General features: G+C 70.5%; 11 protein-coding genes, 1 tRNA gene and 1 other RNA gene. 10 read left to right on the top strand and 3 right to left on the bottom strand.

The window, feature by feature from the left end; genetic code table 11:
• Nucleotides 1-67 precede the first annotated feature (67 nt).
• Nucleotides 68-829 carry a phosphatase PAP2 family protein gene (locus tag F8A92_RS08195; RefSeq protein WP_153504676.1) on the top strand — a complete coding sequence of 254 codons (762 nt, stop codon included), beginning with the start codon at nt 68-70 and terminating at the stop codon, nt 827-829.
• Here the strand turns inward: F8A92_RS08195 and aceE are convergent.
• Nucleotides 780-3,611, bottom strand: coding sequence for a pyruvate dehydrogenase (acetyl-transferring), homodimeric type (aceE, locus tag F8A92_RS08190; RefSeq protein ID WP_456064327.1), 2,832 nt, complete (start codon nt 3,609-3,611; stop codon nt 780-782). The two genes, F8A92_RS08195 and aceE, sit on opposite strands and share 50 nt — an antisense overlap.
• Before the next feature lie 290 nt (nt 3,612-3,901).
• Between aceE and F8A92_RS08185 the strand changes: the two genes are divergently transcribed.
• The 8 genes from F8A92_RS08185 (at nt 3,902) to F8A92_RS08155 (ending at nt 10,281) form a co-directional block, all read left to right on the top strand.
• Nucleotides 3,902-4,291, top strand: coding sequence for a hypothetical protein (locus tag F8A92_RS08185; RefSeq protein ID WP_153504675.1), 390 nt, complete (start codon nt 3,902-3,904; stop codon nt 4,289-4,291).
• Between the two features lie 11 nt (nt 4,292-4,302).
• The gene (locus F8A92_RS08180; RefSeq protein ID WP_153504674.1) at nt 4,303-4,770 is read left to right on the top strand and encodes a peroxiredoxin; all 468 of its coding nucleotides are present in this window, start codon (nt 4,303-4,305) and stop codon (nt 4,768-4,770) included.
• Nucleotides 4,771-4,989: 219 nt separating this feature from the next.
• Nucleotides 4,990-5,062 (top strand) — tRNA-Val (locus tag F8A92_RS08175).
• An 82-nt stretch (nt 5,063-5,144) separates the two neighbouring features.
• Complete coding sequence (locus tag F8A92_RS08170; protein ID WP_153504673.1) at nt 5,145-6,278, top strand: Nif3-like dinuclear metal center hexameric protein; 1,134 nt, start codon at nt 5,145-5,147, stop codon at nt 6,276-6,278.
• A gap of 91 nt (nt 6,279-6,369) precedes the next feature.
• Nucleotides 6,370-6,627: a DUF3311 domain-containing protein gene (locus F8A92_RS08165; protein ID WP_153504672.1), complete on the top strand. Its 258-nt coding sequence runs from the start codon at nt 6,370-6,372 to the stop codon at nt 6,625-6,627.
• A gap of 2 nt (nt 6,628-6,629) precedes the next feature.
• Nucleotides 6,630-8,315 (top strand): monocarboxylate uptake permease MctP, encoded by a 1,686-nt coding sequence (gene mctP, locus F8A92_RS08160; RefSeq protein ID WP_153504671.1) that lies wholly within the window; start codon nt 6,630-6,632, stop codon nt 8,313-8,315.
• Between the two features lie 59 nt (nt 8,316-8,374).
• Nucleotides 8,375-9,115, top strand: coding sequence for a zinc ribbon domain-containing protein (locus F8A92_RS18575; RefSeq protein WP_194291413.1), 741 nt, complete (start codon nt 8,375-8,377; stop codon nt 9,113-9,115).
• The gene (locus tag F8A92_RS08155) at nt 9,112-10,281 is read left to right on the top strand and encodes a bifunctional RNase H/acid phosphatase (RefSeq protein WP_194291412.1); all 1,170 of its coding nucleotides are present in this window, start codon (nt 9,112-9,114) and stop codon (nt 10,279-10,281) included. Before F8A92_RS18575 ends, F8A92_RS08155 begins: the two co-directional genes overlap by 4 nt.
• Before the next feature lie 38 nt (nt 10,282-10,319).
• Here F8A92_RS08155 and F8A92_RS08150 read toward each other — a convergent pair whose 3' ends face one another.
• Both F8A92_RS08150 and F8A92_RS08145 read right to left on the bottom strand, forming a co-directional pair.
• Nucleotides 10,320-11,081, bottom strand: a complete 762-nt coding sequence (locus tag F8A92_RS08150) for a sulfite exporter TauE/SafE family protein (RefSeq protein WP_153504669.1) — start codon at nt 11,079-11,081, stop codon at nt 10,320-10,322.
• Between the two features lie 40 nt (nt 11,082-11,121).
• Nucleotides 11,122-12,780, bottom strand: coding sequence for a class I adenylate-forming enzyme family protein (locus F8A92_RS08145; RefSeq protein WP_153504668.1), 1,659 nt, complete (start codon nt 12,778-12,780; stop codon nt 11,122-11,124).
• A 77-nt stretch (nt 12,781-12,857) separates the two neighbouring features.
• On the opposite strand from F8A92_RS08145, the gene rnpB reads away from it, so the two are divergent.
• An RNA gene (rnpB, locus tag F8A92_RS08140) (RNase P RNA component class A) lies at nt 12,858-13,248 on the top strand.
• Nucleotides 13,249-13,263: the final 15 nt, after the last annotated feature.

Genomic DNA, 13,263 nt, shown 5'->3' with positions numbered 1-13,263 from the left:
TCCACCTTGGTCGTTACCGGGCGGTATAGCCAGTCCGCCGCGCTGGTTGGCCGGGCAGAATGACCTAATGCTCACTCAGTGGTGGCCCGGACGTCGTTTCGCGATGACCGGGGTGGTCGCGGTCACCCTCGCCGCCGCGCTGCTGGTCGTGGTGCTGCTCGCCCATCGCGGCCCGAGCGCCGTCGACGACTCCGTCACGCCGACGCTGCACGCGTGGGCGCACGCCGACCCCGCGCGCTGGCGAGTGTTCCGCGCCGTCACCCACCTCGGGGAGAAGGTGTTCACCACGAGCGTGTACCTGCTGCTCGTCGTCGTGGCGCTGGTCCGCCGCAACACGGTCACCGCCGTGTGGGTGGCGCTGAGCGCCGCGACGTACCCGGTGCTGAGCACGCTGATCAAGGTGCTGGTCAACCGGCCCCGGCCGGCGTCGGCGGATCCCGCGCTCACCTTCCAGGAGACCTCGTTCCCCAGCGGGCACTCGGGCGCCTCGATGCTCGTCGCGCTCACCGTCGTCTGCGTGGTCGCGATGAGCGCCCGGGGCTGGCGGCGGGTGCTGGTGATGGGCGTCGCATTCGCGATCCCCGCCGCGGTGGGCCTGAGCCGGATGGCGCTGGGCGTGCACTATCCCAGCGACGTGCTCGCCGGGTTCAGCCTGGCGATCACGTGGGCGGCCCTCACGTCGTACGCCGTGGGCCGGGTCGCGGCCCGACGCGCCGACGGGGCGGTCGGCACCACCGTCGACGTCGACGGGGACGCGAGCGCCGACCCCCTCGCCGAGGTCAGGTCAGGCCGCCCGAGTGATCCTCCTCGACCTGCGTCGGATCGTTGACGCCGTACTTGTCGATGACCAGCTGCAGCTGCGAGCGGTCGTACTGCCCCTCGTCGGCGAGCGACGTCAACGCCTGCAGCACGATCGACTCGGCGTCCACGTTGAAGTGGCGGCGCAGCGACGGGCGGGTGTCCGAGAGCCCGAACCCGTCGGTGCCCAGGGAGTTGTAGCGCCCGGGGACCCACTGCCGGATCTGGTCCTGCACGGCCCGCATGTAGTCGCTGACGGCCACGACGGGCCCCACGCGGTCACCGAGCTTGGCGGTCACGTACGGCACCCGCGGCCGTTCGTTGGGGTTCATCAGGTTGAACCGGTCGCAGTCGAGCGCATCCCGGCGCAGCTCGTTCCACGAGGTCACCGACCACACGTCGGCGTCCACGCCGAACGCCTCTCCGAGGATGTGCTGCGCCTTCAGCGCCGCGTTGACGGCCACGCCCGAGGCGAGCAGCTGCACGCGGGGGCGCCCGCTGTCGGGATGGCCCTCGGAGTACAGGTGGATGCCGCGCACGATGCCCTCGACGTCCGTGTGCTCGGGCTCGACAGGCTGGGGGTAGGGCTCGTTGTACATCGTCAGGTAGTACATGACGTTCTGGTCCCGGCCGTCCGAGCCGTCGCCGTACATCCGCCGCAGGCCGTCCTTGACGATGTGCCCGAGCTCGAAGCCGAACGCGGCGTCGTACGCCACGACGGCGGGGTTGGTGGAGGCGAGCAGCAGCGAATGGCCGTCCTCGTGCTGCAGGCCCTCGCCGTTGAGCGTCGTCCGGCCGGCCGTCGCGCCGAGCACGAACCCGCGCGCCATCTGGTCGGCGGCCGCCCAGAAGCTGTCACCGGTGCGCTGGAAGCCGAACATCGAGTAGAAGATATACATCGGGATCATCGGCTCGTCGTGCGTGTCGTACGACGATCCGACGGCGGTGAACGCCGCGGTGGAGCCGGCCTCGTTGATGCCCTCGTGCAACAGCTGGCCGCTGGTGGCCTCCTTGTAGGCGAGGATCAGGTCGCTGTCGACCGAGGTGTAGTGCTGGCCGTGCGGCGAGTAGATCTTCTGCGTCGGGAAGAACGAGTCCATGCCGAAGGTGCGCGCCTCGTCCGGGATGATCGGGACGATCCGCTTGCCGATCTCGGGATCCTTGAACAGCTCGCGCACCAGGCGGACGAACGCCATCGTGGTCGCGACGGGCTGCTTGCCCGAACCGCGGGACATCACCTCGAAGCGCTTGTCGTCCGGCAGCGGCAGCGCCTTGTGGGTGCTCAGGCGGCGCGGGATCCCGCCGCCGAGCTGCCGGCGGCGATCGAGCAGGTACGCCATCTCGGGAGAGTCGTCGGCCGGCTTGTAGTACGGCGGCAGGTACGGGTCGAGCTTGTCGTCGGGGATCGGGATGTCCATGCGGTCGCGGAACCGCTTGAGGTCCTCGGCGGACAGCTTCTTCATCTGGTGCGTCGCGTTGCGGCCCTCGAACGACGAGCCCAGCGTCCAGCCCTTGATCGTCTTGGCCAGGATCACCGTGGGCTGCCCCTGGTGGGCGATCGCCCGCGCGTACGCCGCGTACAGCTTGCGGTAGTCGTGACCACCGCGCTGCAGCTTCCAGATCTCCTCGTCGGTCATGTTCTCGACGAGGGCCAGCGCCCGCGGGTCGCGGCCGAAGAAGTGGTCGCGCACGAACTTGCCGTCGTTGGCCTTGTACGTCTGGTAGTCGCCGTCCGGCGTGGTGTTCATGATGTGCAGCAGCGCGCCGTCGGTGTCGGCGGCCAGCAGGTCGTCCCACCCGCGGCCCCAGACCACCTTGATCACGTTCCACCCTGCACCGGTGAAGAACGACTCGAGCTCCTGGATGATCTTGCCGTTGCCGCGGACCGGGCCGTCGAGGCGCTGCAGGTTGCAGTTGATGACGAAGGTGAGGTTGTCGAGCTCCTCGCGGGCCGCCAGCCCGATCGTGCCGAGCGACTCCGGCTCGTCCATCTCGCCGTCGCCGAGGAACGCCCACACGTGCTGGTTGCTGGTGTCCTTGATGCCGCGGTTGTGCAGGTAGCGGTTGAACTGCGCCTGGTAGACCGCGTTCATCGGGCCCAGGCCCATCGAGACCGTCGGGAACTGCCAGAAGTCGGGCATCAGCCGCGGGTGCGGGTACGACGGGAGGCCGGGGCGGTGCGAGAGCTCCTGGCGGAAGCCGTCCATCCGCTGCTCGTCGATGCGGCCCTCGAGGTAGGCGCGGGCGTAGATGCCGGGGCTGCTGTGGCCCTGGAAGTAGATCTGGTCGCCGCCGCCCTCGGCGTCCCGGCCCTTGAAGAAGTGGTTGAAGCCGACCTCGTACAGCGCCGCGGAGGAGGCGTAGGAGGAGATGTGGCCGCCGACCGCGATGCCCGGGCGCTGCGCGCGGTGCACCATCATCGCGGCGTTCCACCGCAGGTACTGGCGGTAGCGGTGCTCGATGTCCTCATCCCCGGGGAACTGCGGCTCCTCGGCCGGCGGGATGGTGTTGATGTAGTCCGTGGAGCGCATCGCCGGGATGCCGACCGCCCGCTTGCGGGCATGCTCGTTGACGCGTAGCAGGAGGTGCCGCGCCCGCAGCTCGCCGTGCGGGTTGTTGTCGATCACCGCGTCCAGCGAGTCGAGCCATTCCTTGGTCTCCTCGGGGTCCGTGTCGAAGATCTGCGCGGCCATGCCGTCGGTGATGATCTGGGTGCGGTCCTGCGGCGCGGTGCCGGTGAGTATCTCGTCGTCCGCGTGCAGGTCGGCCGAGGGCTCGAGCTCGTCAGCGATCGACTTGGGGTCCTGTGCCACGATGGGTTCTCCTTCGGTGCGGCAGCGTGCCTCCGGGGTTGTCCGGGGGAGGTCGTCCGGGCCACGCGAGGCGTTACGACCAATCTATTCCTCCGGCGTGCCGCAGGCCGAGCCAGTGGAGACCGCGCCGGACTCACGCCGCCGAGATGCCGGTCGACTACGCTGTTCGTCGAGCCCGACCTGCCCGGAAGCAGCGAGTGAAAGCGACCGACGTGATCCCCACCCTGGCAAGACGAGCAACCCTCGTCGTGGCAGCCTGCACCGTGAGCGTGGCGGCGTTGGGGGGGTGTGTGAGTAGCGTGCCCGGCAGTGCGCAGCACGCGGCCGGCTCGTCGACGAGCACGGTGGCGCCGTCGTCCGACGGGCTGCAGGGCATGAAGAAGCAGTGCGCCGTCGCGCTGAGCACCGCCAAGGGCTTCCTGAACAGCTGGAAGGCGCTCGCGTCGTCCGGCACCGTGCCCACCGCCGACGAGCGCGACACCCTCGCCGGTGAGGTGCAGGGCTACATCGACCAGCTCAACGCGCAGCTGCCCACGCTGACCGACACGACGCTGATCTCGCACGTCCAGGCGATCGTCGCCGAGATGACCAAGATCGTCGAGGGCCTGCAGTCGGGCATCGCGGTGGAGCTCACGTCGTACCGCACGGCCGTCAACAGCGCGACCGCCTACTGCAAGTGAGCACGCCCGCCATGACGACGATCAGGCTCGGTGACCCGGCGCCGGAGTTCGCCACCAAGGACCAGCACAACCAGGACGTCGCGCTGCGCGACTTCCGCGGCCGGCGCAGCGTGCTGCTCGTGTTCTACCCGTTCGCGTTCAGCGGCATCTGCACCAGCGAGCTGGGCGCCGTCCGCGACGACCTCGCCGCGTTCCAGAACGACGCCGTGCAGGTGCTGCCCATCTCGGTCGACCACCCGTTCGCCCTCAAGGCGTACGCGCAGCGGGAGGGCTACGAGTTCCCGCTGCTGGCCGACTTCTGGCCGCACGGCGCGATCGCCTCGGCGTACGGCGTGTTCAACGAGGCGGCCGGCTTCGCACTGCGCGGCACCTTCCTGATCGACCGGGACGGGATCGTGCGGTACGCCGCCGTGAACGGTCCCGGCGAGGCGCGCGACCCGCGCGAGTGGAAGCAGGCCATCGCCGCCCTGAGCACCTGAGCACCTTGAGCACCTGAGCACCTGAGCACCTGAGTGGCGGGTGCTGCCGGCCCGGACTCCTGCACAGACAGCGGACTCGTGCACTGCGAGCGGACCGATCCGTCCGCCCGCTGTACCCGAGTCCGCCCGCTGTACCGAAGTCCGCCCGCTGTACCGAAGCCCCGCGCGCGGCATGACCCCGGCCCGGCCGCCACCTGTACACTTTCACCGCCGTACAGCGGGCGTATAGCTCAGTTGGTAGAGCGCTCGCCTTACAAGCGAGTGGTCACAGGTTCGAGTCCTGTTACGCCCACCCTCTCCGTTTCTCGCCCTCTCGGCGCCGAGCCGCGCCGACCGTCCCGGGCTGCCATGGGGCCGGTTGGCACAATCGCGGTATGCGCCTAGCCGACATCACCGCGTTCCTCGACGAGATCTACCCGCCGGCGCTGGCCGAGTCCTGGGACAGCGTCGGGCTGATCAGCGGGGATCCCGACCAGCCGGTACGGCGCATCCACCTGGCGCTCGACCCCACCGAGCAGACCCTCGGCGAGGCGATCGCCCGCGGAGCCGACCTGCTGCTGACCCACCACCCGCTGCTGCTGAAGGGCATCAGCCAGGTCGCCTCGACCACGTCCAAGGGCCGGATCCTGCGGTCGGCGATCAAGGCGGACTGCGCGATGTTCAACGCGCACACCAACGCCGACCGCGCCCGGAACGGGGTGAACGACGCGCTCGCCGACCGGCTCGGGCTGCGCGCGACCACGCCGCTGGTGCCCGCGGAGGAGCTGCGGCTGGAGAAGGTCGTCACGTATGTCCCGCACGCGGACGCCGCGACGGTCGTCGACGCGCTCGCCGCCGCCGGCGCCGGGCAGCTCGGCGACTACTCGCGGTGCGCGTTCCTGTCCATCGGCACCGGGACGTTCACACCGGGAGAGCGGGCGCACCCGGCCATCGGCACGCCCGGGGCGGCCGAGGTGGTCGGCGAGACCCGCATCGAGATGGTGCTCGCTCCGCACCGTCGCGCCGCCGTGCTGGCCGCGCTGCGGACGGCGCACCCGTACGAGCAACCCGCGTTCGACCTGCTCGCGATGGTGCCGCTCCCGACCGACCAGGGCCTGGGGCGGGTGGGCGAGCTCGAGACGCCGGTGACCTTCCGGGAGTTCTGCGCGCACGTCGCCGCGGCGCTTCCGGCCGCCCCGGTCGGCGTCCGCGGCGCGGGCGACCCCGACCGGCGGATCGCCCGGGTCGCGGTCCTCGGCGGCGCCGGCGACGGGCACCTCGGGGACGCCGCGCGCGCCGGCGTGGATGCCTACGTCACCGCCGACCTGCGCCACCACCCGGCCGGTGAGCACCTCGCCGACGGGGGACCGGCGCTGGTGGACGCCGGCCACTGGGCCACGGAGGCGACCTGGCTGCCCGTGGCGGCCCGGCTGCTGCGCGAGCGGTTCGGCTCCGAGCTGACCTGCGAGGTGTCCGATCTGGTCACCGACCCGTGGACCGTTTGTGCAGGTCGCGACTCGGTTCGGTAACGATAGGGCGACCCGGCCGGACGCCGCGTTGCCGGTGTGGCGCGGGTCACGCCATACTCTCGCGCAGCCCACCCGCGAGAGGACATCCGTGATGACCAATCCAACCGAGGGCGTCGGCGGCAGCGAGACCCGCGCCACCGCACCCGCGTTCGTCAAGCCGCGCCCGAGCCCGTGGAACTGGCTGCTGCTGCCGCCGGTGATCCTTCCGCTGCTGTCGTTCTTCTGGAACCGCAAGGACCCGCAGCTGTTCGGGATCCCGTTCTTCTACTGGATCCAGCTGCTCCTGGTGCTGGTCACGTCGGCCTGCTGCGGCGTCGTCTACCTGAAGACCAAGTCGGGGAGCCACTAGCCATGGAGCTCAAGACGACCGAGCTGGTCATCTGCACCATCCTGTTCCTCGTCGTGGCCGTCATGGGCTTCGCGGCGTCGCGGTGGAAGGCCGGCGACTCGATGCACAGCCTCGACGAGTGGGGCCTCGGTGGTCGCCAGTTCGGCACCTGGATCACCTGGTTCCTCATCGGCGGCGACCTGTACACGGCGTACACGTTCGTCGCGGTTCCGGCGCTGCTGTTCGGCGCGGGCGCGATGGGCTTCTTCGCGGTGCCCTACGCGACGATCGCCTACCCGATCGTCTTCCTGGTGCTCATCCGGCTGTGGTCGGTCGCGCACGTCAACGGGTTCGTCACCACCGCCGACTTCGTCAAGGCCCGCTTCGGCTCGCGCACCATGGCGCTGCTGGTCGCCGTCACCGGGATCGTCGCCACGATGCCCTACATCGCGCTGCAGCTCGTCGGCGTGCAGTCGGTGCTCACCACCATGGGCGTCACCGGCTCCCTGCCGCTGATCATCGCCTTCCTGGTGCTGGCGCTGTACACATACAACTCCGGGCTGCGGGCACCGGCGCTGATCGCGTTCGTGAAGGACGTCCTGATCTACATCGTCATCATCGTCGCGATCATCTACATCCCGTCGAAGCTCGGCGGGTGGAGCGCCGTGTTCGGGGCGGCGGAGAAGAAGTTCTCCGCGAAGGACGGACCCGGGGTGCTGCTCGCCGGTCCGCAGCACCTGCAGTACATCACCCTCGCGCTCGGGTCCGCCCTGGCGCTGATGCTGTATCCGCACGCGTCGACGGCGATCCTCGCCGCCCGCAGCCGCAACACGATCAAGCGCAACATGGCCCTGCTGCCGGCGTACTCCCTGCTGCTGGGCCTGCTGACCCTGCTCGGCTTCATGGCCATCGCCTCGGGGGTCAAGCCGATCGGCGCCGACCCGAAGCTCGGCAAGGCCGGCGACGTCAACACGATCGTGCCGCAGCTGTTCGATCTGCACTTCAGCAACTGGTTCGCCGGCGTCGCGTTCGCAGCCATCGCCATCGGGGCGCTGGTCCCGGCGGCCGTCATGTCGATCGCGGCGTCCAACACCTTCACGCGCAACATCTACAAGGAGTACTTCCGCCCGGACGCCGACGCGAAGGAGGAGACGATCGTCGCGAAGATCGTCTCGCTGCTGGTGAAGTTCGGGGCGGTGGCCTTCATCCTGCTGCTCGACCCGGCTTACGCCATCGACCTGCAGCTGGTCGGCGGGATCATCATCCTCACCACCCTGCCGGCGGTGGGGCTCGGGCTGCTCACGAGCTGGTTCCACCGCGGTGCGCTGATCATCGGGTGGGTCGTCTCGGCCGCCGTCGCGCTGTGGATGCTCTGGAAGATCTCCGGGCCGCCCAACCCGGTGACCGGGGTGGTGGCCAAGAAGCACTTCGGCGGCTCCGGATTCCCGCTCGCCGAGCTCGGGTTCGACACCAAGGCGACCATCTGGGTCGGCTTCGTGGTCGTCGTGCTGGGAGTGCTGGTCTCGGTGATCCTGACGCCGCTGCTGCGCGCGATGAAGGTGGCGGACGGCGTCGACAGCACGCTCCCCGCCGACTACTACTACGACGGCTCGCAGGCCGGTGACGCGGGCGCCGTGGCGGCCGCGCGGCACGAGCAGGTGATGGACACGCTGGTGGGCAAGGAAGGGCACGAGCACCCGTCGCGCTAGCCCGCCGGCCGCCTGACGAGCGGCGGAGCCCACCCTGCCAGGGCGGTAGGGTGGGCTCCGTGCAGATCGAACCTCGAGAGCAGCTGCGGCTGCTCGACCTCGCCGACGTCGACAAGTCCCTCAACCGGCTTCGGCATGAGCGCAACGCAATTCCCGAGCTGAAGACGATCGAGGACGCCGACCGCCAGCTGGCGGCCACGCGCGGTGACGTGGTCGAGGCGCAGACCGCGCAGAACGACCTCGACCGCGAGATCCAGCGCCTCGAGGCCGACATCGACAGCGTGCGCAGCCGGATCGCCCGCAACCAGCAGCGCCTGGACTCCGGCGCCGTCAGCAGCGCCAAGGACGTCGCCTCGCTCGAGCACGAGATGCAGACGCTGCACCGGCGCCAGTCGACGCTCGAGGACCAGGAGCTCGAGCTGATGGGGCGGGCCGAGGAGCTCGAGGCGCAGCTCAAGGAGGTCGGCAGCGCGCGGCAGGCGGTTGAGGAGATCCGGGCCGGCGCGCTCGCCGAGCGTGACCAGAAGTGGGCGGAGTCCGACCAGACGATCTCCATGACGCAGACCCAGCGGGACGCGATGGCGGCGACCTTCGACAGCGAGCTGCTGGCGTTGTACGACAAGATCCGGGCCACGGGCGTGCCCGGCGCGGCGCTGATGACGCAGCGCCGATGCGGCGGCTGCCGGATCGAGCTCGCGGGCTCCGAGCTGGCCGCGGTGCGCGCCGCCGCCCCCGAGGAGATCGTGCGCTGCGAGTCGTGCCGCTGCATCATGGTGCGCACCCACGAGTCGGGACTGTGAGCGCGCCGCTGCGCTATGTCGCGATGGCCGACGGCGGTTCGCGGGGCAATCCGGGCATCGCCGGGTACGGCGCGGTCGTCGTCGACACCGAGGCCGACCTCGTCCTGGCCGAGCGGGCGGAGTACATCGGCACCGCGAGCAACAACGTCGCCGAGTACCGCGGCCTGATCGCGGCGCTCGAGGCCGCGCTCGAGCTCGGCATCACCGAGCTCGAGATGCGGATGGACTCCAAGCTGGTCGTCGAGCAGATGTCCGGCAGGTGGAAGATCAAGCACCCCGCGATGAAGCCGCTGGCACTGCGCGCCCGGGCGCTGCTGGACCGTTTCGATCGCGTCGACCTGCAGTGGATCCCGCGCGCCGAGAACCACCTCGCCGACCGGCTCGCCAACGAGGCGATGGACGGCGCCGGCAAGGGCGACGTGAACCGCGTCGGCGGTGACCCGCTGGCGGACGCCGGACGCGGCGACGACGACCCCGACCCGGTGCAGCCCGCCGCAGCGACCGTCACCGAGGGGCCGCCGGGGTCGCTCGTGACCATGAGCCCCGGGCCCGATCCGGTGCTCACGCTCGTGATGCTGCGCCACGGGGAGACCGAGCAGTCGCTGGAGCGGCGGTTCAGCGGGTCGAGCGACCTGCCGTTGACCGGCAAGGGGGAGGCCCAGGCCGCCGCCGCGGCGGCGCGGATCGCCGGCGCGTCGGCGATCTCGGCCATCTACTCGTCGCCGTTGCGGCGCGCCCGGCAGACCGCGGAGGCGGTCGGGGCGTTGATCGGCGTCCGCGTCGTCGTCGACGACGCGCTGCGGGAGGTCGACTTCGGACAGTGGGAGGGGATGACCTTCACCGAGGCGCGGCGCGCCGGAGGAGACGCGTTCACCCGCTGGCTGGCCGACCACGAGCTCGCGCCGCCTGGCGGTGAGAGCCAGCAGCAGTGCATGGAGCGGGTCGCCGGCCTGCGCAATCGGCTGATCCGCCGGCACGAGGGCGAACGGGTGCTCATCGTGACCCACATGACGCCGATCAAGGCCCTCATCGGCGAAGCGCTCGGCGGCCTCCGGATCGCCTCGCGCATCAACCTCGACCTGTGCTCGCTGTCGCGGGTCGACTACCACGACGGCCGGACGGTCGTGAAGCTCGTGAACGAGATCAGCCACCTCGGCGCGCTCTGAGCCGCCGTGCGGTCCGCCCGGACGTGGCGGCCCGGCAGCTACGACGCGGCTTGAACGATGAGCCAGATCGCGACTCCGACGCTGAGCACGATCACGACCCAGCGCAGCACGTCGTCGCGGATCCGGCGGGCGACCCGGGCGCCCAGGACGCCGCCGAGGAGCGCGGCGGGCGCCGTGATCGCGACCGCCACCCAGTCGACCGGACCGAACAGCGCGAACGCGACCACGGTCACCGTCGAGACGACCAGCGAGATCGAGCTCTTCAGCGCGTTGTTGCGGCGCAGCGTGTCGGGGGAGACCAGCGCCAGCACCCCGAGCAGGATCACGCCCAGCGCACCGCCGAAGTAGCCGCCGTACACCGCGCCGAGCCCGACCGCGAGCGGCAGCTCCCACTCCGGTCCCGACTTGGCCGCCTGCCGGGCCTCGGCGTACTTCTTCAGCCGCGGCTGGAAGTAGAGCATCGCGGCCGCGAGCAGGACCAGCGCCGGAACGATCGCGTCGAACGCCGCGGACGGCAGCGACAGCAGCAGGGCGCAGCCCACCGCCGAGCCGACGACCGACGCGACGGCGACCTGGCGCACCCGGTGCGCCTGCCCGCGCAGCTCGGGCCGGAAGCCGACGACGGCGCCGAGGTAGCCCGGCCACTGGCCGACCGAGTTGGTGACGTTGGCCTGCAACGGCGACATGCCGGTCGCGAGCAGGGCCGGGAAGACGACCAGGGAACCACCGCCGGCGATGGAGTTGATCCCGCCGCCGAGGATCCCGCCGACGGCCAGCAGCACGATCTCCCAGGCAGTCACCCGAGCGAGTGTAGTGGTAACGCCGGGTCGCGCCGCTCGCCTAGTCGCGCAGCTCGCGGCGCAGGATCTTGCCCGAGACGGTCTTCGGCAGCTCGTCGACGATCTGGACGATCCGTGGGTACTTGTAGGCCGCCATCCGCTCCTTGCAGTACGCCGTGAGCTCGTCCGGCGTGACGCTTTCGCCCTTCTGCAAGGAGACGACCGCCTTCACGGTCTCGCCGCGATACTCGTCCGCGACGCCGACGACGGCCGCCTCGCGAACGGCGGGATGCCCGTAGAGCACGTCCTCCACCTCTCGGGGCCACACCTTGTAGCCGGAGGCGTTGATCATGTCCTTCTTGCGGTCCACGATGAAGAACCAGCCGTCGGCGTTCATGAACCCGACGTCGCCGGTACGCAGCCGGCCGTGGGGGATCGAGCGGGCGGTCTCCTCCGGCTTGCGCCAGTACGCCGGGACGATCCCCGGGCCGTCGCTCTCGAGCTCGCCGACCTGCCCGACCGGCAGCGGCTCGCCGTCCTCGTCGACGATCCGCACGACTGTTCCGTAGATCGGCACCCCGACGCTGATCGCGCCGGACGTCTCGTCGACCGGCGCCTCGGTGCCGAGCGGGACGAGGTGCGTCGGCGAGGTGGACTCGGTGAGGCCGTACGCGTTGTGGATGTACAGCCCGCAGAACGACCGGAACCGCTCGACGACCGAGGGCGGGATCGCTGCGCCGCCGGAGAACACCTTCCGGAGGCTGGCGAGCTTCCCGGCGTCCAGGCCCGGCGCGTTCATCATCGCGATGTAGACGGTGATCGCGCCGATGGTGAACGTGCACCCGTGCTCCTCGATCAGATCCGCGGTGACGAACGGCTCGAAGCGGTGCGCCAGCACCAGGGTCACCGGGCCGTAGAGCGCCACCGTGGCGTGGCCGATCATGCCGGTGATGTGGAACAGCGGAGCGATCCCGAAGATCGTGTCGTCGTCCAGCTCCATCCAGCGCAGGTAGGCCAGCGAGTTGTGCAGCACGTTGCCGTGCGTGTTGGTGGCACCCTTCGGCTCGCCCGTCGTGCCGGACGTGTAGGTGATGATCGCGACGTCCCCCGCGCCGAACCGCACCGGCGGCGGACGCTCGCCGCGGTGCTGGTCGATGAGCGCCTCCAGGTCGGTCGCGCCGTCCGGCGTCTCGCGCGTGACGCCGGCGAACACCCGCTGATCGTTGCGCGACTGGTACGCCAGCTCGCTGGTGCTCAGCGCGAGCTCGATCGGCGAGTCGCCGACCACGTGCGACACGACGTCGCGGTAGATCGACTCCAGGCACACGATCGCGCGGGCGCCCGAGTCGCGCGCGATGTAGCCGAGCTCGCGCTCGCGGTTCATCGGGTTGACCGAGACCATGATGGCGCCGGCCTTCCAGATGCCCGCCATCGCGATCAGGAACTGCGGGTTGTTCTGCGTCATCACCGCGACCCGGTCGCCGGCCGCGATGCCGCGGGCCAGCAGCCCGCACGCGAGGGCGTCGGTGATCTCGTCGAACTCGCGGTAGGTCAGCACGCCGTCGAAGTACTTGATCAGCTCGCGATCGGGCGCCTCCTCGGCGTTGTGCTCGATCACCTCGAGCATCGACCGCCAGGGCACCTCGACCTCGGCCGGCTGGCCGGCGCGGTACAGGCCGAGCCACGGCCGGGTCGCGTAGACGTCGTCGGGGTGCTTCATCACGCCTCCAAGAACGGGCCGGGTCACCTGGAGGCTACAACGACGCGGCGCGGACGCCGTACACTTCTGCTCGCGGATGAGTCGGGTGGGCGATCGCGAGGCGTGCCTCGAGGAACGTCCGGACTCCGAAGAGCAGGGTGGTTGCTAACGGCAACCCGGGGTGACCCGCGGGACAGTGCCACAGAAAACAGACCGCCCGCCCGTGAGGGCGGGTAAGGGTGAAACGGTGGTGTAAGAGACCACCAGCACCCCGGGTGACCGGGGTGGCTCGGTAAACCCCACCCGGAGCAAGGCCAAGAGGCCACGCGGTCCGCCGCGTGGCTGCGCCAGCGCCTGAGGGCTGCTCGCTCGAGCTGGCGGGTAGGCCGCTTGAGCCTGCCGGCGACGGCAGGCCTAGATGGATGGTCGCCCATCGGTGCACCGCGAGGTGCCCGGGGACAGGATCCGGCGTACAGCCCGGCTCATCCGCACTCGCCCCACCCG

The sequence above is a fragment of the Cumulibacter manganitolerans genome, from assembly GCF_009602465.1.
Classification (GTDB): domain Bacteria; phylum Actinomycetota; class Actinomycetes; order Mycobacteriales; family Antricoccaceae; genus Cumulibacter; species Cumulibacter manganitolerans.
Note: the sequence above shows the minus strand (reverse complement) of the source record. Positions and strands in the feature narration are given on the sequence as shown.